The 21,723-nt window shown below is 68.5% G+C and carries 20 protein-coding genes; 8 read left to right on the forward strand and 12 right to left on the reverse strand.

The annotated features are described in order from the left end of the window. Nucleotides 1-354: 354 nt before the first annotated feature. Nucleotides 355-624 carry a 30S ribosomal protein S20 gene (gene rpsT, locus MJ797_RS01035; protein ID WP_239308347.1) on the forward strand — a complete coding sequence of 90 codons (270 nt, stop codon included), beginning with the start codon at nt 355-357 and terminating at the stop codon, nt 622-624. Nucleotides 625-877: 253 nt separating this feature from the next. On the opposite strand, the gene MJ797_RS01040 is transcribed toward rpsT, so the two are convergent. The 6 genes from MJ797_RS01040 to MJ797_RS01065 all read right to left on the reverse strand — a co-directional run bounded on the left by MJ797_RS01040 (nt 878) and on the right by MJ797_RS01065 (nt 6,674). Next, on the reverse strand, nt 878-1,102 hold the full coding sequence (locus tag MJ797_RS01040) for a hypothetical protein (RefSeq protein ID WP_239330489.1): 225 nt from the start codon (nt 1,100-1,102) through the stop codon (nt 878-880). A gap of 83 nt (nt 1,103-1,185) precedes the next feature. Continuing rightward, a complete protein-coding gene (gene holA / locus MJ797_RS01045) occupies nt 1,186-2,181 on the reverse strand; it encodes a DNA polymerase III subunit delta (RefSeq protein ID WP_239330508.1) in 996 nt (331 codons plus the stop codon). 78 nt (nt 2,182-2,259) lie between these two features. Beyond that, nucleotides 2,260-3,837 (reverse strand): ComEC/Rec2 family competence protein, encoded by a 1,578-nt coding sequence (locus MJ797_RS01050; RefSeq protein WP_239330511.1) that lies wholly within the window; start codon nt 3,835-3,837, stop codon nt 2,260-2,262. 55 nt (nt 3,838-3,892) lie between these two features. Further along, nucleotides 3,893-4,813, reverse strand: a complete 921-nt coding sequence (locus tag MJ797_RS01055; protein WP_239330514.1) for a ComEA family DNA-binding protein — start codon at nt 4,811-4,813, stop codon at nt 3,893-3,895. A gap of 388 nt (nt 4,814-5,201) precedes the next feature. Continuing rightward, the gene (locus MJ797_RS01060) at nt 5,202-5,939 is read right to left on the reverse strand and encodes an SOS response-associated peptidase (protein WP_308128266.1); all 738 of its coding nucleotides are present in this window, start codon (nt 5,937-5,939) and stop codon (nt 5,202-5,204) included. A gap of 60 nt (nt 5,940-5,999) precedes the next feature. Continuing rightward, nucleotides 6,000-6,674 (reverse strand): M50 family metallopeptidase, encoded by a 675-nt coding sequence (locus tag MJ797_RS01065; RefSeq protein ID WP_239330535.1) that lies wholly within the window; start codon nt 6,672-6,674, stop codon nt 6,000-6,002. A gap of 245 nt (nt 6,675-6,919) precedes the next feature. On the opposite strand from MJ797_RS01065, the gene MJ797_RS01070 reads away from it, so the two are divergent. Together MJ797_RS01070 and MJ797_RS01075 are read left to right on the forward strand one after the other, a co-directional pair. Then, on the forward strand, nt 6,920-7,669 hold the full coding sequence (locus MJ797_RS01070; RefSeq protein ID WP_239330538.1) for a 1-acyl-sn-glycerol-3-phosphate acyltransferase: 750 nt from the start codon (nt 6,920-6,922) through the stop codon (nt 7,667-7,669). 747 nt (nt 7,670-8,416) lie between these two features. Next, complete coding sequence (locus MJ797_RS01075; protein ID WP_239330554.1) at nt 8,417-9,223, forward strand: FadR/GntR family transcriptional regulator; 807 nt, start codon at nt 8,417-8,419, stop codon at nt 9,221-9,223. 638 nt (nt 9,224-9,861) lie between these two features. Here MJ797_RS01075 and MJ797_RS01080 read toward each other — a convergent pair. Further along, nucleotides 9,862-11,091, reverse strand: a complete 1,230-nt coding sequence (locus MJ797_RS01080) for an NAD(P)/FAD-dependent oxidoreductase (protein ID WP_374581162.1) — start codon at nt 11,089-11,091, stop codon at nt 9,862-9,864. A 215-nt stretch (nt 11,092-11,306) separates the two neighbouring features. Here MJ797_RS01080 and MJ797_RS01085 point away from each other — a divergent pair, with 215 nt between their 5' ends. Continuing rightward, on the forward strand, nt 11,307-12,194 hold the full coding sequence (locus MJ797_RS01085) for a putative RNA methyltransferase (RefSeq protein ID WP_239330572.1): 888 nt from the start codon (nt 11,307-11,309) through the stop codon (nt 12,192-12,194). Between the two features lie 18 nt (nt 12,195-12,212). Here MJ797_RS01085 and MJ797_RS01090 read toward each other — a convergent pair whose 3' ends face one another. Then, on the reverse strand, nt 12,213-13,073 hold the full coding sequence (locus MJ797_RS01090; RefSeq protein WP_239330575.1) for a polysaccharide deacetylase family protein: 861 nt from the start codon (nt 13,071-13,073) through the stop codon (nt 12,213-12,215). A 106-nt stretch (nt 13,074-13,179) separates the two neighbouring features. Then, nucleotides 13,180-13,989, reverse strand: a complete 810-nt coding sequence (locus MJ797_RS01095) for a tyrosine-protein phosphatase (RefSeq protein ID WP_239330578.1) — start codon at nt 13,987-13,989, stop codon at nt 13,180-13,182. 387 nt (nt 13,990-14,376) lie between these two features. Here MJ797_RS01095 and MJ797_RS01100 point away from each other — a divergent pair, with 387 nt between their 5' ends. Continuing rightward, the gene (locus MJ797_RS01100; RefSeq protein WP_374581164.1) at nt 14,377-15,213 is read left to right on the forward strand and encodes an undecaprenyl-diphosphate phosphatase; all 837 of its coding nucleotides are present in this window, start codon (nt 14,377-14,379) and stop codon (nt 15,211-15,213) included. A gap of 225 nt (nt 15,214-15,438) precedes the next feature. Beyond that, on the forward strand, nt 15,439-17,019 hold the full coding sequence (locus MJ797_RS01105) for an NAD(P)/FAD-dependent oxidoreductase (protein ID WP_239330583.1): 1,581 nt from the start codon (nt 15,439-15,441) through the stop codon (nt 17,017-17,019). Nucleotides 17,020-17,267: 248 nt separating this feature from the next. Here the strand turns inward: MJ797_RS01105 and MJ797_RS01110 are convergent, their stop codons facing one another. Then, a complete protein-coding gene (locus MJ797_RS01110) occupies nt 17,268-18,059 on the reverse strand; it encodes a CDP-alcohol phosphatidyltransferase family protein (protein ID WP_239330586.1) in 792 nt (263 codons plus the stop codon). Between the two features lie 126 nt (nt 18,060-18,185). Between MJ797_RS01110 and MJ797_RS01115 the strand changes: the two genes are divergently transcribed. Then, the gene (locus MJ797_RS01115; protein WP_239310827.1) at nt 18,186-18,434 is read left to right on the forward strand and encodes a hypothetical protein; all 249 of its coding nucleotides are present in this window, start codon (nt 18,186-18,188) and stop codon (nt 18,432-18,434) included. Nucleotides 18,435-18,445: 11 nt separating this feature from the next. Here the strand turns inward: MJ797_RS01115 and metF are convergent, their stop codons facing one another. Beyond that, a complete protein-coding gene (gene metF, locus MJ797_RS01120) occupies nt 18,446-19,348 on the reverse strand; it encodes a methylenetetrahydrofolate reductase [NAD(P)H] (protein ID WP_239330898.1) in 903 nt (300 codons plus the stop codon). A gap of 39 nt (nt 19,349-19,387) precedes the next feature. Further along, on the reverse strand, nt 19,388-20,074 hold the full coding sequence (locus tag MJ797_RS01125; RefSeq protein ID WP_239330589.1) for a DUF4097 domain-containing protein: 687 nt from the start codon (nt 20,072-20,074) through the stop codon (nt 19,388-19,390). 104 nt (nt 20,075-20,178) lie between these two features. Here MJ797_RS01125 and crtI point away from each other — a divergent pair, with 104 nt between their 5' ends. After that, on the forward strand, nt 20,179-21,702 hold the full coding sequence (gene crtI / locus MJ797_RS01130; RefSeq protein ID WP_239330592.1) for a phytoene desaturase family protein: 1,524 nt from the start codon (nt 20,179-20,181) through the stop codon (nt 21,700-21,702). The last annotated feature ends 21 nt before the right edge of the window (nt 21,703-21,723 follow it).

The raw sequence follows: 21,723 nt of genomic DNA on the forward strand, positions 1-21,723 counted from the left end.
CCGTGCCCAGCGGGGTCACGCCCGTCGGGGGCACTACACCCATCGTGCCAGGCCCGTCATGCAAGCACTCGGCGACGGCCATCGCGCTGCACCGGCGTTACACCGGCGCGGCAGGCTCGCGCCTGGGCGTGCACGCGGCCGGCACCTCGCAACCGTCGACATCCGCGAGCGGCCGGGAGGAACCGACGCCCGCCCGCGAGCGGCTCGTTGAAACCTTGATAGGCTTACCGACGTCTCCTGGGCGGCTCTGCTTTCCAGGGGACGGAAGGCGGACGTACGCCGCTCGGTGGCGGTGAACCGACACCGGTGCCCGACCGCCGCCCATACCGATTCGACGACCAGGGGTTCTTTCGCGTGGCCAACATCAAGTCGCAGATCAAGCGCAACCTCACGAACGAGAAGCGGCGGCTGCGCAACAAGGCCGTTAAGTCCGAACTGAAGACGGTCATCCGCCGCTTCCGCGCGGCCGCGGACGCCGGTGACCCGGAGCGCGCCGGCCTTGAGCTGCGCGTCGCCTCGCGAAAGCTGGACAAGGCAGTCAGTAAAGGCGTCATCCACGCCAACCAGGCCGCCAACAAGAAGTCGGCCATGGCCGCGCGGCACGCTTCGCTGACCGACGCCTGAGCTCGCTCCACCACACCTGTCACGCCGCGGGCCCGTGCGGGTTTTCCGCTCATGCACGGGCCTGAGCCGGTCGTGAGTCGTCCCGGTTGGTCAACATGTTCGTGCTCAGCCCACCCGGCAGCAGGGCGTTCGGCCAGGGAGCGCCGTCCGCCGGGTGGCTGGATCGCGAGGCGGCGGCGGGAGGCACCGGAGGTACTCGGCGTCGACCAGCGACAATGCGAGGTGCCGCCCGAGCGGCGCGAGCCGAGCCGTCCTATTGCCGGAGGCTGCGTTTGTTGGTGGGCGCTTGCAGCATGATTTTGATCATGTTGTCATAAGCCGCCATGCCAGCTGCTGCCAGCGGGAGCGCCACGATCACCCATGCGCTTGCCAGATCCGTCAGGGCAATGACAATCCCGATGATCACGCTGCCGGCGCCGAGGAACCCTCGTAACCGGTGACGGCCCAGCGGTACGACATCCGCCGGCTCGGCGCCCATTGCACTGTCGTCACCACGGCTGACACCGGGTCGCTCGATCCTGGCTGAGTGCTCCCGATCCGAACCGGGTGAGGTGCCGGAAGTCACCGGCGAACTCCCGCCGCGCGGCCACGAACCGCCACGATCTCGGTGACCAGGCGTTCCAACCCGTAGGCCGGATCAGCGGCCCCGCCCTTGACGGCCGCATCCGCCGCGCTGATGGCCCGCATCGCCCGCGCCAGCCCCTCATCGCTCCAGGCCTGAGCCGCCCGCAGAGAGCGTTCCACCTTCCAGTCAGGCATGCCCAGGCTACGGGCTATCTCCCAGGTGGAGCCGCCACCGGTCGCGGCCACCCGGGCGAGATCCCGTAGCCCGGTGGTGAGAGCGCTCACCACAAGCACCGGGGGGACTCCGCTGCCCAGCGCCTGTCGCAGCGCGGTCAACGCCTGGGCCAGGTCTCCGGAGATCGCCGCATCCGCCACGGTGAAACCGGTTGTCTCCGCCCGCCCGCGATGATAAAGAGCCACCACAGCCTCGTTGACCAGGCCGCCCGAATCGGCAACCAACTGATCGCATACAGCCGCAAGCTCGCGCAGATCGCTGCCGACAGCGTCCGCCAGAGCCCTCACCGCGCCCGGGCTGATCTGACCACCCAGCCGGCGGATCTCAGCCGCGACGAAGTCGTGCCGGTCGCGAGGACGGGTGAGGCGCGCCGCCGCAACCACCCGTGCCCCGGCAGCCTTCATCGCGTCCGCCAGCTTGCGGTTACGCACGGCGCCGCTGTGCACGACGACAAGCACAACGTCATCCAACGGTCGGGCCAGGTAGGCGAGCAGCGCATCTCGGAGGTCGTCCGCCAGCTCCTGCGCACCGCGAACCACCACGACGCGCAGCCCACCGAACATCGATGAGCTGGACAGATCAACCAGGTCGCTGTCGGTCAGTTCGCCAGGCGCCCGATCCACGATCTCCGCTTGGGGATCGTGGGCCCGAGCCGCGTTCACGACCGCGTGGACCCCGCGGGCGACCAGCAGTTCCTCGTCCCCGGCGACAAGGACCAGCCGTGGCGGTGCGGATGTCGACGACACGTTGGGGAGCATGTCATGCGTGTGCTCCGTGGACTGCGATGCCCTCGCTGAAAGGTGCCGCCTGCCCGCACCCGGCCTCAGTATGGATCGTCATCTCGTGACCATCCATGATCGAAACATAAAGATCGCCTGGGCGGTGAACGCTCCGATCCCCGCCGCGGCGAGAACACGCCGGCCGCCGCGGCGGCGCAGCACGCTGAACGTCGCCACGGTGGCTGCGACCAGGACCATGGCGCCAAGTGGGCCGGCCGGCCAACCGATCTGCGCTCCCGGCGCTCGCGCGGCGACGCTGGCAATCATGATCAACCACTTGCATGGCACACCGGCAAGGGCCGCAAACAATCGGGCCAGCGGCATCCAGCAGACTGCGGCCACTGTGGCGAGTACCCCGAGGACCGTCGCCGGGGCCACTGCCGCATCGGCGAGCATGTTGGCCGGGATGGCGACGAGACTGACCCCACCACCGATCGCGGCCAGCACCGGTGCGCAGGCGACATGTGCCGCCGCGGCGACCGCGAGCAGTTCCGCCAACCACGTCGGCATCTGTCGCGACAGTCGCTCGCGCCAGCCTGGAGCAATGATCACCAGCCCCGCGGTAGCGAACACCGAAAGAGTGAAACCGACCGAACGAGCAAGATCGGGACTGACAAGGACAAGCATCAGCACAGTGGCACAGAGTGCGGGCAGAGCCCCCCGTTGCCGTCCGCTGCCCGCCGCGAGAATTCCGATCATCCCCATGACACTTGCGCGCAGAACGCTGGGTGACGGTCGGGCCAGGATGACGAAGCAGGACAGGGCCAACGCAACCCAGCCGGCCTGAAGCCACGGACCCAACCGGCTACGCCGGACGAGCAGCGTGGCCGCCGCGATGACGATCGCGCAGTTCGCGCCGGACACAGCGACCAGATGAGACATCCCGGCAACTCGGAAGTCGTCCTTGAGGCTCTCATCAAGATCGCTCGTATCGCCGACGACAAGACCCGGCAGCAGCCCGCGAGGCGAGGCGTCCAGACCGGACACGGCATCACGGAGCCCCTGCCGGAGATGAGCCGCCACCGCCTGCACCGCCGAAGGCCCGCCGACCACTACTGGCGGGAGCCGCACGAAGAGGACCGCGGCGACGGTGTCAGCCGCGCGCGGTGGCGCAAGATTACCTTCGGCGCGGACCCGCTGGCTCGGCAACAAGCCCGCCCAACCGGTCGCGGTCGCCAGCACGAGCACCGGCTGACGCAACCGGAACTCACGCCCGCCCGCTCGCAGCCGTTCCACCCGTACCGGGACTACGACCAGCTGGGTGCCACCGCCACGGCTTATTCGCGGATCGCCGGTGATCTTACCTTCGACGGTGGCAACCGCCCGGGTGGCACCAAGATCAGAAAATGGGCCGTGGGTGCGAGCGCGGGTCGTGACGCCCGCGGTCAGGACCCCGGCCGCCAGGCAGGCCAACACCGCCAGTCCTGTTGCTGCGGGCCGCCAGACCCGCGGACGCCGCACCAGGGCGGCAGCGCACACCAACGCCGCGCCCAGGAGCATCCCGGCGATCAGCAGCACGGCCGGGGCCAGGTCCGCCAGGCCGGCACCCGCCGCACCAGCCCAGGCGGCGAGCGCTGGCCCCGCGAGCCGGAGATCAACGGGGCGCTCCTCCCCGTCGGGTCCGGCCCTCGTCACGCCGCCCGCCCGCGCCGTGCGGTCGTTCCGGGCCGACCGGGCTGCCTGCCACCCATCAGACCGCGATCAATGGCAGGAGGTCGGCGAGCCGCCGGTCACCGACGCCGGTCACCTCCCCCAACTGCCGGGGCGAGGTGAAGTCACCGTGGGCCTTGCGCCACTCGACGATCCGCTGTGCCAGCACCGGACCCACCCCTGGCAAGCCGTCAAGAGCCTCGGCCGTGGCGGTGTTGAGATTCAACGGTGCCGCGGGCACGGCACCCGACGATCCCGCGCCCTCGCTGGTGCCAGCGCCAGCCGGCTGCGGAGGCGCTGGCCCAGGACGGCCATCCACCAGGATCTGTTCTCCGTCCACCAGACGGCGCGCCAGCGCGAGACCAGTGGTTTCCGTTCCCGGTAGCACTCCGCCAGCCTGTGCGAGGCTGTCCACCACGCGGGATCCGGCGGGCAGAGTCAGGACGCCAGGGCTGCGCACCTTGCCCACGACCTCGACGACGATCTGCGCCGCCGGGCTCCGGGCTGCGGCGCCCGATGACCAGAGCACCGGTTTCGAACCAGCGCTGTCCGCGTCTGTCGGCACACGGCCCTGTGCCCGCTCCGACTGCGTCCCGCTGGGGAGAGCCGTCACGGACACCGGCCTGTTCCGCCAGGCGAACCAGCCAACCATCAACGCCGCGGCAAGCGCCACCACCACGAGCAACAGCGCTCCACGGATGGCTGGATCGACCAGGGCGCCGCGCGGAACCCGGGGGAAGCGTCCGGCCGGACCCGGCGGGCCGGACCCAACAACCGGCTGCCGCTCCGATCGACCGGGGGTGTCCTCGGCCGAGGGCTCGCCGAGCGCGGCAAGCCCGCTGGTCTCCCCGGTGAGGGTGCCGGAGCCTGCCGGCCGCTCCGCAACGTCGGGATCCGCAGCCGAGGACACCGTACCGGCCATGGCTGGCGTCCACCATGCCGGAACGGTCAGCGGCGCCACGCCGTCCTCCCCAGGAGGGCTCGCCGACGGGTGACCGTCATATCCGCTCGGGGGCCGGATACCGGCGCCGCGGCTACCACGAGTAAACGAAGGAACAATCATGTCCACGACAGTAGGAGCCTGCGTCCGCTATGGCTCCTTTGACCGATTGGCTGTGGATAATCAGGTTTTATCCACAGCCAATCGGTCAGCCGGTGTCCGTCACCGGCTGAGATGCTGGCGGCATGCGTGCGGCGGCGCTCAGCTCGCTGACAATCACCGATGGCCCGCGGGCCGATGGGGCGGCTACGGCCTGTCGTTGTCGACTCTCCTCGGCTTCGCCTGCCCGGCGGAGGAACGAAGGAGCTGCCGGCCGCTCGACGCCCAACAAGCCAGGTGAACCGCAAGATCAGACGACAACCGGGTCGAGCAGGTGGGGGTCGTTGTTGCGTACGTTCCCAACCCTCGAGCTGACGGGGTACGCCCGCAACATGCCGGCGGGTGCCGGCCCGAGCATCCCCGTCACCACTTCCGGGTCGTCGACGCGCGGGTCGAGCCAGCGCGACCAGGAGGCCCGTGGGAGAAGCACGGGCGAACGTGGATGCAGAAACTCCAGCCCACCGGCCGCGGTGGTGGTGATGATGGTGAAGGTCGCGAGTACACCGCCCGATGGCGGATGCCACACCTCGTAAAGGCCCGCGAGCCCGGCGGGCGTATCATCAGCCGGCCGTACCAGGTAGGGCTGCCCACGGCGGGCGCCGTCGGCCCGGTGCCATTCGTAATAGCCGGTTGCCGGTACCAGACAGCGGCGGGCGCGCAGCGCGGCACGGAACGCGGGCTTGGTGGCGACCGTCTCCGCCCGAGCATTGATCAGACGGTTACCGATCGCGACATCACGTGCCCATGACGGCACCAGCCCCCAGCGGGCCGTCCGCAACCGCGCGCCTGCCAGCGGCCGCTCAGACGGAATGACAACCACCGGAGCGACGTTGGTCGGTGACACGTTGAAGTTCGGCTGGACGCCGTCAGTCTCATCACGTGCCGCGAACGACTCCGTCAGTTGCCGTGCGCTCAAAGCGTTGGCGTAACGACCGCACACAGCATGACAGTCTGCCAGCGAGCGGCCCGGCCGGCATCCGGCCGTCACGGCACCGGCCCGGCCATCGCCGATCGGCCAGCACCGTCTGATCGCGTCGGGTGTCGATCATCAACGGAACAGCCACGCGGCCGCGACAGCCAGGCAGAACAGCGCCACCATCGCGAACAAGGCCACCCAGAGCCCCGCCGGTATGCGGGTCAGGCGTGCCAGCTGGTCCGGGTCGGACGTCGGCGCACCGCGGCGACGGGTCCGCTGCACCTCGATGATCGGCCTCACCCCACCGATGAGGAGGAACCAGGTGATGAAGGCCGCGAACACCTCCTGCGAACGAAATGGTGCCAGCATGGACACCGCGACGACTGTCGCGGCGCTCAGCACTATCGACAGTGCGCCAAAGGCGTTGCGGATGGCCACCAAGACCCCGAGCAGCAGCGCGACGCTCAGTCGCAACAACAGGCTCACCTGGTTGGCCGCCAGCAGCGCGGCACCGCCAAGCCCGAGGACGGAGGGCGTAACATAGCCGGCCGCTACCGTGATGACGACGCCTGGCCCGGTCGGGCGGCCCGCCGACACAGTTACCCCGGATGTATCCGAATGCAGCCGGATGCCGCCAAGGCGCCGGCCGCTTCCGACCGCCGCAAGCGCATGCCCGCCCTCGTGCGCAATAGTGATCACATGTCGGGCCAATGGCCACAGGCGATTGCTGAGCACCACAAGGAGGGCTGCCGCGCCACCGGCAATGGCTGTCCATCGTGGCGGGTCCCCTGTGGTGAGCAACTGCATCCACTCGTCAGGCGTCGTACGTCTCCTGTCTCAACTGTCGCCGCCGACGGGCGGGCGCGGTGTCGGTGCGACCGCCAGGACCCGAGTATGCAATGCTCGAGAAAAGGGGCGTCAAGCACCAGGCGGTATGAGGTTCCGCCGGGTCATCGCGCCAAGGGTACAATCAGATAATCACTTCTCGTGGTCGGTCGGGGCCTCCGATCGAGTCATCGTCACGACAGGGAACGTCTGGAGGTAAGGAGCGGGTGGCGGATCTCGTCTACAAGCCAGTGGTCCGTTTCGCGCTCGGGGTCTTCAAGGCCCTCGATCTCAGGTTGGACGTCCGGGGACAGGAACGCGTACCAGCCACCGGTGGATGCGTGGTAGCGATCAACCATGTATCATACCTGGACTTCGCGCTTGCCGGTGTTCCGTTCTGGTACTCCCACCGCCGCCTGGTACGCTTCATGGCCAAACATGAAGTCTTCGCCCATCCGCTCGCCGGGCCTCTGATGCGGGGAATGCATCATATCCCCGTCGACCGATCGGCGGGCGCCGGCTCATACCGTCACGCGGTGCGAGCTCTGCGGGCCGGTGAACTCGTGGGTGTCTTTCCCGAGGCGACGGTCGGTCGCAGCTTCTGTCTCCAGCCCTTCAAGTCAGGGGCGGCCCGGATGGCCGCCGAAGCAGGCGTTCCAATACTCCCAGTAATTGTTTGGGGCAGCCAGCGCATCCTCACCAAGGGGCGTCCGCGTAATTTCCGGGCCGCGCGAGGAACCCCTGTTTCGATCATGGTTGGCGAACCGATCCCGGCGGTCGACCTGAAGGACGCCCAGACTGGGACGCAGCTGCTGGCTGACGCGATGGCGAAGCTTCTCGCCGACGCCCAGCGGGACTACCCGCCGCCGCCACCAGGCGAGTCGCCATGGTGGCTGCCCGCTCACCTCGGTGGCTGCGCGCCCACGCCCGAGGCGGTCGCGCGCGAGCGGGCCGCGCTCCGCGACAAGAAGAAGTAAGAGCGCCCGAGGACAGCTGTCCGGCTCGCGGCTCCCCTCGTCCGGGTCGATGGATCGTGAGGCGGAGGAGGGAGACGCCGGAGGTATTGGGCGTTGGCCGAGAGGAGCCTGGACACCCGTCCACCGCCTCCAGCGGCTGCCCACGCCTCCTCACGATGCACGCGCCCCCAGCCCCTCTCCTTGATCCACACTTCTGTTGCCGGGCGCTTTTAGATCTTCATTCCGATCGTCACACCCAACCAGGGCCGCCACACTCGGCCAGGACCGCTCATGGCCGTTTCTTCGCGCCGCGGCAGGCGCCGAGACGGCGGCGGGCCTGCCGGGTTCGCCCATGCGCCCGGCCCCGCGCGAGCGGTGCCGCTCCGCTGGCCGCACCGGACGAATGGAGTGCCCGCACCAGCGGCGCCGAGTGGATACACGACTGACCGAGATCCTTGCGGCCGATGCTCGGCCATCGCGACCGGACGCTCTTATAGCACAGGGGTCGGCGGCTCTTTACAGAAGGGGTGGCTGGAAATTTTTTCCAGCCACCCTCACACCCAACAACCCCAGCCAGCATCCCCGCCGGGGCAGGCAAAGACTACTTGTGGACAACATCGAAGCCTCGGATGTGTCCGGGCTCTCTAGGGAACAGGGACGACCCATTGGTAACCTCAAGCACCAACAACATTTGAGCTGAACCCCTTGGCTCGCCGGGTCCGTGTTGTAAAGAGACTCACCTGTTCGTTGTCGATGGAGGCGCCCACGATGGCTGTACAAGAGCTGGCGATGCCGGCTACTAGCAGGGCCGGCACGGTGGTCGCGATCGGGCAGCAGGTTCGAGTCCCGAAGACCGCCGAACTCGTCGCGGCCCACCTGCGGCGCCGCATCGTGCGGGGAGAACTCGTCGAAGGTGACGCGCTGCCGCCCGAGGCCACCCTCATGGAACAGTTCGGTGTCTCCCGGCCGACACTGCGAGAGGCATTCCGGGTCCTGGAATCCGAGGCGCTGATCACAGTCAGGCGCGGCGCGCATGGTGGTGCACGGGTGCACACACCAAACGGCGACATCGCCGCCCGCTACGCCGCCCTGGTTCTGGAGTACCGCGGTACCACGCTGGCCGATATCCACCAGGCCCGCGCTGTGATTGAGCCGCCCTGCGTGGCGATCCTGGCGGAGAACCGCACACAGGATGACCTCGACAAACTCCGGCTCGCGGTAAGCGAGACCGCCGCCGCCACGGCGACCGACGATCCAGGCCAGTGCCTACAGGCCAATCTCGCCTTCCACGTCCTGCTAGTGGATCTCGCCGGAAACACGACGCTCTCGGTTCTGTCGGGCATGCTGCGCCACATTCTCGATCTTGCAACGATCTCCCAGCCCGCTCCTGAGCGCGGACCCGAACACCGGCTCGCCATCCGTCGGCGCCTCCTCGACCATGAACGCGTCGTGAACCTCATCGAGGCTCGTGAGGCTCGCGCCGCCGAAGATCTTTGGCGGGAACACCTGCTGGAAGCCGGCCGTTACCTGACCGACGGTCCGGTGGCCGCGACCGTGCTCGATCTACTCGGCTGATCGGTAGGGGCCCGTGACCGCCGTTTGGCCCCGCCTCAGAGCCCGGATTGGTTACGTGCCCGGTCAACCGCATCGGTTCGCGTCTCGAAAGGACCGTCAGCAAGCAGACCGGCAATCGACCAGCGCACGACCCACCAGCGATGGCCCTCATCGCAGATGACCTGAACGGCCCCAGCTCCGCTGGGAACGACAGCCACCTGGGGAGGACGGCGGCGGGCTCCTGCCCAGGACCTGGAAAGTGAATGGCAGGGCGCCGCCAGCCGCCCGTCCGCTCTGCCAGATTCCCCCCGGCTTCCGGGCGCGCGTGAAGAACAATGATTACGCATCCTCTGGCCCCCAGATTCAGATTCTCTGAGGCCGCCCACCGCACAGAAACTCCCAACCGCGCGGCCGTCGGCCAACGGCCGGCCATCCGACGCTGTGCCGATGGCACGACCGCTCATCACCTGCCCAGGCAGACTTGCACCCCGCGCGGGAGTTGTCAAAGCACGATCGGCGGCCGCAGCCGACACCCGATCACCTCACCACAATTTGCGACTGAGAGTATTTCAATGACTTCACATTGCCACTACCCGCCAACCTGACAAACCCGCGGCCGGCGGAAACACGTCGGCCCGCCCAGATGGCCGAGCTACCCGTCAGCGCAGTGGATCGAAAGGCGCGAGCTCGGCCGGAGAGCGGCCCGTGATGACCGCCTCGGCCACCAGCTGGCCGGTAACCGGTCCGAGTGTGATACCCCACATCCCGTGACCGCCTGCGACAAACACCCGTGGTGACGCGGTACGCCCGATCAGAGGAAGACCGTCCGGAGTGCACGGGCGAGAACCAACCCACTCCTGTGTCCGCATATCGAGATCGACGCCGGCCAGCAAGGGGCGAACCGCGTTGACGATCGCCATGACACGACGGCGGTCGAGCGGCGCATGCGGCTCCCGGAACTCCATCATCCCGGCGATGCGCAGCCGCCCCCCAAGCGGTGTGCACGCCACCCGGTGGGCGGGAAAGTAGAGCGGGCCCTGCGGTAAGTCGCGTGCCGCGACGCTGAAGCTGTACCCGCGCCCCGCCTGGACGGGAGTCCGGACCCCGAACGAACGAACAAGATGGGGCAACCACGCACCGCTGGCAACTACCACCGCGTCGAACCGGCCACGCTGCCCGGTGGAGAGCTCCACGCTTACATCAGCGGCGCCAGTACGGTATCGATCATGGCGATCAGCGTGGATGGCGAGCACACCGACGCCCTCCCGCACCTCACCACCCCGCGCCCGGACGCTGTTCGCGAGCGACAGCACAAAGCTCCCGGGATCGCAGAATCGCTGGCCATCGATGCGGACCGCGGCGTTGATCTTATCTGTCAGCGCCGGCTGCAGTGTGCGTGCCGCGGGGCCATCGAGCAGGTCAAAGTCAACGTGCTGGCCAGCGTCGCGGATCTCCTCCAGCTCAATGACCAACGCATCCCGCTCCCGTGGATCACGGTAACAGGCCAGAAAGGGCACGGCAGTACGGGTGGGTACCGCCACGCCACCGGCGGCAAGGAGGTCGAAGGCGTCGAACGCCCGCCGATTGACAGGCACAAAGGCACCCATCGCCGTCCGCCAACGGTTGACCGTGCTGTTGCGGGCGAATCCGGCAAGGAATCGCAGCAGCCGCGGGTCGGCACGCGGCGGTACGTACACGGGGGATGTCGACCTCAACGCGGCCCGCAGGCCATAGCGCAGCACGGCCGGTTCCGGCAACGGTGCCGCCAGGCTCGGAGTGAGCCAGCCGGCGTTGCCCCAGGACGACCCGGCGGCCACCTGGGCACGTTCGAACACTGTCACGCGGGCTCCGCGCTCCTGGAGAAACCACGCGGTGGCCAGCCCGACCATGCCGGCACCGACAACCGCCACCTGTTCCGTCCCGGGCGACCCGCGGCCGGCAGCGGAGCCCACGGATACCGGGCCTGCTTCTGATCTCCTGTCAGCGGACCAGTGCGTCATACCACCTCACCATCGGAACGCCAATTGGCCGTGGGTTGATCCGGTAGGCTGCGCCAGGCACGTACCGTCGTTGCCATGCGGCCGATGATGACGGTGGGCCACGCGTGATTCATGCGGTTCTCACCTATCTCACATGCCCGATATGCGGGCTGTCTCTCACCGTCGGCACCGGGCAGGTGTGCTGCCCGGACGGCCACGCGTACGACCTCGCTCGAGGAGGCCATCTGACGCTCACAACCGGCCGGGCCGCGGAAGTCGCCGGTGACAATGCGGAAATGGTCCGCTCACGAGAGGCGTTCCTCGCTGGCGGCCACTACGCGGCGCTCGCCGACCAGCTTGGCGCGGTCATCCGAAACTATACGATCAAAAACGGAGCGACCGGCGGTGAACAGGTCTTCGTCGACGTCGGCGCGGGCCCTGGCTACTATCTGGCGCATCTGCTGAACCTGTGCCCCAGCGCGGTCGGCATCGCGATTGACGTGTCCAGGCACGCGCTGCGGCGCGCGGCGCGTGCGCATCCGCGGATCGGCGCGGTCGGTGTGGACCTGCGCGGGCCGCTGCCGGTGCGGACGGGCACCGCCTCGGTCGTGCTCGATGTCTTCGCGCCGCGCAATGTCACGGAAATGCACCGCATCCTCCGGCCGGACGGACATCTCGTCATCGTAACGCCCACCGTCCGCCATCTGGCCGGACTTGTTGATTCGCTGGGTCTCGTCACGGTTGACAAACGAAAACCCGAGCGCCTCCGCTCGAAACTGGCTGACTCCTTCGTCCAGCGGAACCAATGGACACTCGATCTGGATCTGTCGCTTGCCACACAGGATCTTCTGCACCTCGTCATGATGGGTCCGACCGCACACCACCGGCGCGCTGCCGAAATACAGCTGCTCATCGAGGAACGATGGCCGGCCGGCGCAGCCTCGACGGCTTCGTTTATGATCGAAGTATACGAGCCCTACGGCAAACGCTCCGGTAAAGAGGCGGTCCCGTGAACAGGCGGCCCGTTGGGTTCAACGAACGTTTTGGTCGGCCGTGAACATTGTTTTGACCGTGACCGGCACCAGCGCCCGCTGCGTGATGAGCCGCTCGAGTTCTCCGTACAGGCTGACGACAACCGCCTGATTCGCGTGCCCCAGCACCACCGCCCCCGGCTGGATGGCCTGGCGCGCGGCCGCGATGAGTTCGCCCGCCGTGACCCCCATCCGCGCGTCACCCACCGATCCGCTCCACATGAGGATCCGCGAGTAGCCGAGTTCGGCGAGAACCGCTCGCGACCGCTCGTTATGCTCCCCGTACGGTGGGCGGAACCACGGTCGGGTGGTGACACCGAATGTCCGGCTGACCCAGTCATCATTGCGTTCGACGTCAGCCCGCAGCGCCGCGTCGGAAAGGGTGCGGATACTCCGGTGGCTCCAGGTGTGGTTGACCATCGTGACCTGTCCGGATTCAATCAGCTGCCGGATGGTGTCAGCATGCTGGTTCCAGACGTTACGGTACATCCCGTTCGGCGCGAACGAGAGAGGAATACTCGTCCGGCTGGCGAAGCCGACATATCCGGCAACCGCGACGGGATTAAAGCCGTCGTCAATGGTAAGCGCAACCCGGCGAGTCGTCTCCGGCGCGCTGAACAGAATTTGTTGCTGTTGGGGCACGGCGGACGACGCCGACGGGCCGACTGCTGGCCCCACGCTCGATGACGCCACCGGTGCCTGCGACCGGGGGATCGGCGTATCGGGCAACATGTGCGCCGACAGACCGCCAGGCTGCGGAGCGACCGCTGGCGGGGTGGGCTTCGGCCGCTCCCCGGCACAGCCGACAAGCATGTCAGCGGCTCCGAGGGCGAGAATTTTAACAAGGATGCGTCGGTCCACCCACGGGATTCTGAGGACTCTGACTACAGAGCGCAACTACAAGGACGCGGATCTCGCCGCTGCACGGTTGGGCCCATGCGGCAGGTCACGGAGCCGGGCAACAGGGTCAGACCACCAGCCGGGACCGCCAGTTGCCCACCGCGTCCGGATGCGCGCCGTTGGCCGCGAACCAGCCCAACAGGCCGCCCGGGTAATCGTCGATGGTGGCCAGCACCCGCTCAACGGCCGAGGTCGAGGTCGTGATCAGATCGGAAGCACCCCAGCCCGCGCCAGGTAGCAACGGATTGTTACCAACCCGACGCAACACTGCCGGCATATTCGCGGTTGTGGCCGCGTAATCCGCGAGTATGGCCTGTTGTCCGACGCCCGCCGCGCGCAGCAGGACCGCCACGACAAGGCCGGTCCGGTCCTTGCCGGCAGCACAGTGCACAAGTACCGGGCCAGGCGTGTGGGCCACGAGATGCATGATTTCGACCACCCGTGGTCCGGCGAGCTCGACGATCGCCCGGTACATCGTGCCCAGGCCACCAGCGAGCGCGGCGGCGGTTTCGGACGTGGGGCTGGCGGGGTCGACATCACCGAGCAGCGGGATCCTCCGGACATCGGTCGTCGCCGATTCCAGCGGGTGCGGGCCGCCGTCCTGCTCAACCGGCGACCGCAGGTCGATGACCACGCGGGGCGGCCATTCGAGGTCGAACACCGGCGCCCGATCGCCATGCCGTGGCGCGTCGCTGCGGTAGAGCACACCGGCTCGGGTGCACCCGCCGTCCTCGGTCGGCAAGCCGCCCAGGTCGCGCAGGTTCACCAGTTGATCTCGGCCGGGCCGCGCTGACGATCCGGCTCGAGCCCGCCGGGCCGCTGATGCCGACGGGCTGTCGGTGGCCGACTCGGATGCCGCGATCTCGCTGCCGCTCATGGGTTCGCTCCCGCCTGATCGTCCGATCGTGTTCCAGTGGACCACACGTCTCCGTCCCAGATCTGAACCCAGAGCCAAGATTGAGAGACTCCGGCAACAGGCCCGCGACGCCGCGTTACGCCGAGCGGATCGGCCATGACGCCTTCCCCGGACGTCCGCGGTCGCGGCCGCGGCCCCGAAGGCCGGCCATACAATCGCGAACGGCAATGCGACGGTACATTCTGTGATGCTACAAGGTTTAGTCGATTTCACCCGATTTGCGCTGTCAGGCGACAGCGACAGGCGATCTGGTCGCGCTCGGCTTGCCTCCACGGGCCGTCCGCCCGGTACCGCGGAAACCGACAGGATCGCCAGGAGCGACAGGACCGGCAATGAAGAGGGGTGGGCGTGAACCTGCTGGAGGCGGCGTTTCTCGGTGCGGTCGAGGGACTGACAGAGTTCCTCCCGGTATCGAGCACAGGGCATCTGACGATCCTGGAAAAACTGCTCGGGTACTCCATCGATGATCCCGACATAACAGCGTTTACCGCGATCATTCAGGTCGGCGCGGTCTTCGCGACGCTGCTGTACTTCCGCAAGGATCTGGGGAGGATCCTGGCTGTCCTGCTCCGCGGTATCGTCCAGCCTCGCTGGCGCGGCCACCCCGACTACTTGTTCGGATGGGCGGTGCTGCTCGGCTCGCTGCCCATCGGCGTGGTCGGGCTGCTGTTCAAGGACGTGATCGAAACGACCCTGCGCAGCCTCTGGTTCGTGGGCACCGCGCTCATCGTGTGGAGCGGTGTCATGGCATACGCCGACGGCAACGCCACCCAGAAGCGACATGAGGAGGACGTCACCTGGAAGGACACGCTGGCCATCGGCCTGATCCAGTGTGCCGCGCTCATCCCCGGCATCTCCCGGTCCGGCGCGACGATGTCGGCCGGTCTGACCCGAGGCCTCGACCGAGTGACTGTCACCAGACTGTCGTTCTTCCTTTCCATCCCGGCGCTGTTCGGCGCCGCGGCCCTACAGGGCGTCAGCGCGGCCAGCAACATCTCGCACGGAGTCGGCTGGACACCGACGATCATCGCTACGCTCGTCAGCTTCGCCGTCGCCTATGTCGCCATAGCCTGGCTGCTGAAATTCATCGGCAAGAACAACTACGACATGTTCATCATCTACCGAATCATCCTCGGCGTGACCGTGCTGCTCCTCGTCGGGACGGGCGTCGTCGCGGCAACCTGACGATCGGGCCGAGCCAGCTCGGGCAAGGCCAAGCAGGCCAAGCAGGCCAAGCAGGCCAAGCAGGCCAAGCAGGCCAAGCAGGCCAAGCAGGCCAAGCAGGCCAAGCAGGCCAAGCAGGCCAAGCAGGCCAAGCAGGCCAAGCAGGCCAAGCAGGCCAAGCAGGCCAAGGACGAGAAAAAGGACGAAACGGCAGCGCATGCAAGAGTACCCGCGTAGGGTCACGGGGTGGCTCGGGTCGTCGTGGTCGGCGCGGGGGTCGGCGGGCTGGCGACGGCCGCGCGGCTGGCCGCCGCCGGGCATCGCGTCACCATCTGCGAGCGGGCGTCCGACGTCGGCGGCAAGCTCGGAAGGTTCAGCCAGGACGGTTTCACCTTCGACACCGGGCCATCCCTGCTGACCATGCCGGAGGTCTTCGCGGACCTGTTCGCCGCCACCGGCGCGCCCCTGAGCGACCTCCTCGAGCTACGCCGGCTGGACCCGATCGCTCGCTACCGTTTCGCCGACGGAACCCTTCTTGACGCCCATGCCGACGACGACGCGTTCACCGCCGAGCTGGACACCGTCCTTCCGCCCGGCTCCGGCCAGCAGTGGCGCCGCCTCGCCGCCCACGCCGAACGCCTGTGGGAGGCGACCCGGGAGCCGTTCCTGTCCGCCCCCACCGCCGGCGTCCGGTCGTTGGCCAGCCTGGCGCTACGGCGTCCAGGCGACATCTCCACCATCGCGCCGGGGCTGACCCTGCGTGGGCTCGGCCAGCGTCATCTGGCCGACCACCGGCTGCGGATGTTCCTGGACCGGTATGCGACCTATACCGGCTCCGATCCGCGCCGGGCACCGGCGGCCCTCGCGGTCATCGCGCATGTCGAGCGTTGCTACGGCGGCTGGTACCTCCCGGGCGGCCTGCACCAGCTCGGCCAGGCCGTCGCGGAGCGGGCTGTGCGCCTTGGCGCGCGCCTGCTGCTCGGCCAGGCGGTCATCGCGATCACGCGCGGTGCGGGTGGCCGGGCAGCAGGAGTACAGCTCGCCGACGGCGGGCGCATCGACGCGGATCTGGTCGTGTCGGGCGTCGACGCCCAGACGGTGTACGGCATGCTCGCGCCCCACCGGCGGGCGGAGCGGCGGCTGCGCCGAGCGCGGGCATCGCTGGCCGGCTTCGTTCTGCTGCTCGCCCTGCGCGGGCGGACGCCAGATCTCGCCCATCACACGGTGCTGTTCCCCACTGACAACGACGATGAGTTCGACGCGGTATTCGGCGGGCGCCTGGCGGTCGATCCGACGATCTACATAAGCGCGCCCGACGACCCCGCCCTCGCGCCGCCGGGCTGTGAAGCATGGTTCGTCCTGGTGAACGCGGCCCCGCATGCAACGCGTCTCCCGCCAGGCTCCGCGACAGGACGTGCCTCGCCCGGTGGCACCACCAGCGGCAGCGGCGACATAGACGGCGGCTCGGTCAACCGCCCGGTCAACCGCTCGGTCGGCCACGGGCTGGACTGGGACCGGCCAGGGCTTGCTGACGCCTACGCCGCCCGGATCCTGAACCTGATGGCCGAGCGCGGCCTGGACGTCCGGGAGCGGCTGCGGTGGCAACACGTGATCACTCCAGCTGATCTGGAACAGCGGACGGGCGCGGTCGGCGGGGCGATCTACGGGACGTCGTCCAACGGCCTGCGAGCGGCGTTCCTGCGGCCGGGCAACCGGTCGCCGATTCCGGGCCTGTTCCTCGTGGGCGGGTCATCTCACCCCGGGGGCGGGCTTCCCCTGGTCGCCATGTCCGCGAAAATCGTTGCCGACATGATCGGCCCCGCTTAGAGCGCCCGAGGATAGGGCGTTCGATCAGCGAGCGGCTCATCCGCGCCCGATCCGGCAAGGCGGAGGAGGAAGGCACCCTGGTGTTGGGTGGCGACCGACGACAACGCGGCCGGGCGGGACGCGGGGAGCCGCGAGCCGGACAGTCCTGTCCTCGGGCGCTCTTAGTGCCGCATACCGCACCATACGGCCGTAAGGACCACGATCCAAAGCGTTGCGCGACCGCCGGCCGCACAGCGAAGAAACCGCTTCTATTGTCCGTGCCCGTCACCACTGTCACCACGGCCGCCCGCAGCCGGACCTACTTCCCCACCTGACAATCCGGCGGCTGCCCACAGCCCACCGCCGGCCACGGCCGAAGCCGGCCGTGGCCGCGTCCGAAGCACCCGGTGAACCACCGTGCCGAGCTGGACCAGACCGCAGGCGCACACCGTGGCCGTGGCGACAGCGCCGGCCAGACCGGCAAGGCCGGCTCTCCCGGGGTCGACCGACGCGCCCACCATCGTCAGGACAGTGATGATGATCCGGGTAGGCCGCTCACCAACCGTCACGACGCCAATCTCGGCGAACCCCACGTTCCCGGCTCGGGCGCGCAGGTATTCCAGCAGGCCGACCGCGGCCCCCGCGGCTGCGCACGCCGCACCGGGCGCACCCAGCAGCCAGAAGGCGACAATGTAGAACCCGTCACAGATCCGGTCGGCCAGCGAGTCAAGGACATACCCCCATGGGGTAACCCGACGGGTGAGGACGGCCACACATCCGTCAAGGTTGTCCAGCAAACCACCACCTACCACGATCATCGCGGCAATCAGCGGGAACAGGCCACCCGATGCCGCGGCCGGCAGCATGGCGCTGGTCAGCAGCATCCCGGCGACCGTGATCGACGTCGGGGCGATGCCACGCATGGCCAACGGGCGTCCCAGCCGGTAGACCAGAGCGAGCCAACGGCGAACGAACCACATGCCGCTTGTGGCATCGTAGCCTCCGTGCAGGCCCGACCACTCCCTGAGAAAACCGTCACGGTCGGGCACCGGGGTGGTCACCAAGCCATCGTGCCTTCTGCGTATGGTTCCGTCGTCCGGCATGACCCACTTTGGATGACGGCCCAACTACCGACGACTGTCAGCCCCCTTCGAGAAGCCGCCGCCAGGCGGCCGCAGGAGACATCGGTGACCAAGCACTCGCCCCTGGTCGTGGAGACACTCGACGACCTGAATCCGACAGCGGTTTTCAACGCGGAACGTGACCAGGTGGTGGTTGCGGTCCGTATCACACCCGTATTCGGCACCTTGGATCTCGACCTGGTAGCAGCGGTCGTCGACGCGGCAAACCTGGCCGGCTTTGCCCTCGTCCGCGAACGGCCCTTCCGGGACGAATGGCTGCTGTGCGTCTTCGACGCCTACGAGGATCACGACTGACGGGCCTCCCGTCAGCCGGACAGGGCGCGGAACACCTCACGGGTGGCGGTCGAGCGGTTCAGCGTGATGAAGTGGATGCCGGGCGCACCACCGGCCAGCAGCTTCTCGCACAGGTCCGTTGCGACCGCCACGCCGATCGCCCGCACCGCCACCGGGTCGTCGGCCACCTCGTGCAGCCGCTCGGCCAGATCCGCGGGGAAAGCGGCGCCGGACAGCTGCGCCATCCGCTCGATCTGCGCGACGTTCGTCACGGGCATCACCCCGGGGATGATGGGCGCCTCGCAGCCGAGCCGGCGGACTCGCTCGACCAGACGGAAGTAGGCGTCCGCATCGAAGAAGAACTGGGTGATCGCGTAGTCCGCGCCAGCGGCCAGCTTGCCGACCAGATGCCGCGCGTCGGTGTCGAGGTCGGGCGAACGTGGATGCAGATCCGGGAACGCCGCGACCCCGACGCAGAAGTCACCCAGCGACCGGACAAGGCGTACAAGATCCTCGGCATAGCGCAGGCCCTGTGGATGCGCGACCCACGTGCCCCGCGGATCACCGGGCGGATCGCCACGCAGCGCGAGGACATTGTGCACCCCGGCGCCGGCGTAACTACCGATCACCTGCCGAAGCTCGGACACGGAGTGGTTGACCGCTGTCAGGTGACCGATCGGTGTGAGGGTGGTGTCGGCCGCGATCCGTTCGGTCACACCGATGGTTCCCTTGCGGTTGGACCCGCCCGCGCCGTACGTCACCGACACGAAGGACGGATGCAGAGGCTCCAGCTCCCTGATCGCTGTCCACAGATGGCGTTCCCCCGCCGGGGTCTTCGGTGCGAAGAACTCGAACGAGAACGACGTCCGCCCGGAAGCGAGGAAGTCCCGCACCGTCGACGCCCGTGATCCCAGCACACCCCTGACCACCGTCATGCGCTCGAGGGTAGTGCGTACCACCCCGCGAGCACGGGTTCACAAGCGCACCGGGCCGTCCGGAGCGGGGCTGCACACCCGTACCCGCCCAGAGCCGCTGCCGGCCGACACACGACGCTGCGCCGCCGGGTCAGCCGGAACACTGACATCGACGGCACCGACGTCCGCCGACTCGACGTCCACCGCATACGGGCCGTCCGGGACGACGACCGTGACCGAGCCGCTGTGGCTGTGCGCGCTCACCTTCTCGGGCGCAGCCGCGAAATGCAGGATGACATCCCCCAGCCGGCTGCGTGCGGTGACCCTGCCGCCGCCCAGCTCACGTCCGGCGATGGTGCCGGAATCCGTCAGCAGGACAAGATCGCCGTCGGATCCCCACAGCGTCACCTCCCCGCGGCGCACCTCCGCCCGGACGCCGGTCGCCTTCGGCAACGTCAGCCGCACGCGGGCCTCGCTGGCCCGGCCGTCGATACGCAGCAGGTCACCGTTGCGGGCCAGCTCCGGGCGGGTCCGCCCGACTCGCCGCCGGACGGTCATCTCCAGGCGGGCGTCGGCCCGGCCGGTCTCAGCGATCTCGACCCGGCCGGCGGCCAACCGGACCTCGACGGCACCGACCCCCGCCACTGTCTGGCAGATCTCCGCCGGCGGCCGGTACAGCAGCGTGAGGCCGCCGGCCGCCGCGCACACCAGGACGACGGCCGCTACGACCACGACCACGCTTGTCATCTGTCCCCCGTTCCATGAGCGAAGCTGTGAACCAAGCTGTGAACCAAGCTCCGCGCGAATGTGATCCGCACATTCTCGCTGGTGGTGATCCCCTGAGGAGAAGGATGCGTACGGTGACCGGCCCGACCGAGAAAATCGTGATCGTGGGAGCGGGTCTCGGCGGCCTGTCCGCCGCCCTGCGGCTGGCCGGCGCCGGGCGGCACGTCACCGTGGTCGAACGTGCCGAGGTCCCGGGTGGGCGGGCTGGCCGGCTGCGCATCAACGACTACCAGTTTGACACCGGGCCGAGCGTGCTCACCATGCCGGACCTGATCGCCGACGCATTCGACTGCGTCGGGGAGAACATCGACGACTGGCTGCGGCTGCGTCCGGTCGACCCAGTGTACCGGGCCTGCTACGCCGACGGTTCCACCCTCGACATCCACGCCGACCCGGACGCGACCGCCGATGAGATCGCCCGTGTGTGCGGGCCGGCCGAAGCCGCCGGGTACCGCCGGTTCGTCACGTTCGTGTCCGACCTGTACCGGGCTCAGCTGCGCGACTTCATCGACGCTTCGATCGACTCGCCCCTGAGCCTGTTACGGCCGTCCCTGGCCCGGCTGGTTGCCCTCGGTGCCTTTCGCCGCCTCGAGCCCATGGTGGGCCGCTATCTGCACGACGAGCGAACCCGCCGGGTGTTCTCGTTCCAGGCGATGTACGCGGGCCTGTCCCCGCAGGACGCTCTCGCGCTGTACGCTGTGATCGCCTACATGGACTCGGTGGCCGGCGTGTACTTCCCGGTGGGCGGCATGCACGCCGTTCCGGCTGCCATGGCCCTCGCCGCTGTCAAGCACGGGGTGACATTCCGTTACGGCACCACCGTGACCGGGGTGGAGATCCGCGGCCGACGGGCGGTCGCGGTCCACACATCCTCGGGTGAGCGCATCGCCGCGGACGTGGTGGTACTCAATCCCGATCTCCCGACCGCCTACCGCGAGCTGCTGCCCGCCGCTGTCATGCCACGCCGGGTCCGCGGCCTGCGCTACTCACCGTCGTGTTTCCTGCTGCTGGCTGGGTCAGGAGCCGACTACGGTGACCAGGCCCATCACACGATCCACTTCGGCCGGGCCTGGCGACGCACCTTCGACGAGATCATCAACCGAGGCGAACTGATGAGCGATCCGTCGTTCCTGGTCACGACGCCGACGATCGGCGATCCGACACTGGCTCCGGCCCGCCGGCACAGTTATTACGTGCTGTTCCCGACACCGAACCTCACCGCGCCGCTGGACTGGTCGGTACTGGGCCGGCGTTACCGTGACGAGGTGATCGAGACCCTCGAACGGCGTGGATACGTCGGCTTCGGCGCGGCGATCGACGTCGAACACGTGATCACCCCAGCGGACTGGCGGGCCCAGGGCATGGCGGCCGGCACACCGTTCGCCGCCGCCCACACCTTCGGCCAGACCGGCCCGTTTCGCCCCTCGAACCTGGCTCCGGGCCTGGACAACGTGGTGTTCGTCGGCAGCGGGACCCAACCGGGCGTCGGCGTGCCGATGGTGATCATCTCTGGCCGCCTGGCCGCCGAACGGGTGCTCGGGCGCGACCGGGCCTACCGCTCCCGGGCGCCGCGCAAACCAGCGGCCTGACCGCGCCGGAACGAAAAACCG

The sequence above is a fragment of the Protofrankia sp. CiP3 genome (assembly GCF_917627345.1).
GTDB lineage: Bacteria > Actinomycetota > Actinomycetes > Frankiales > Frankiaceae > Protofrankia.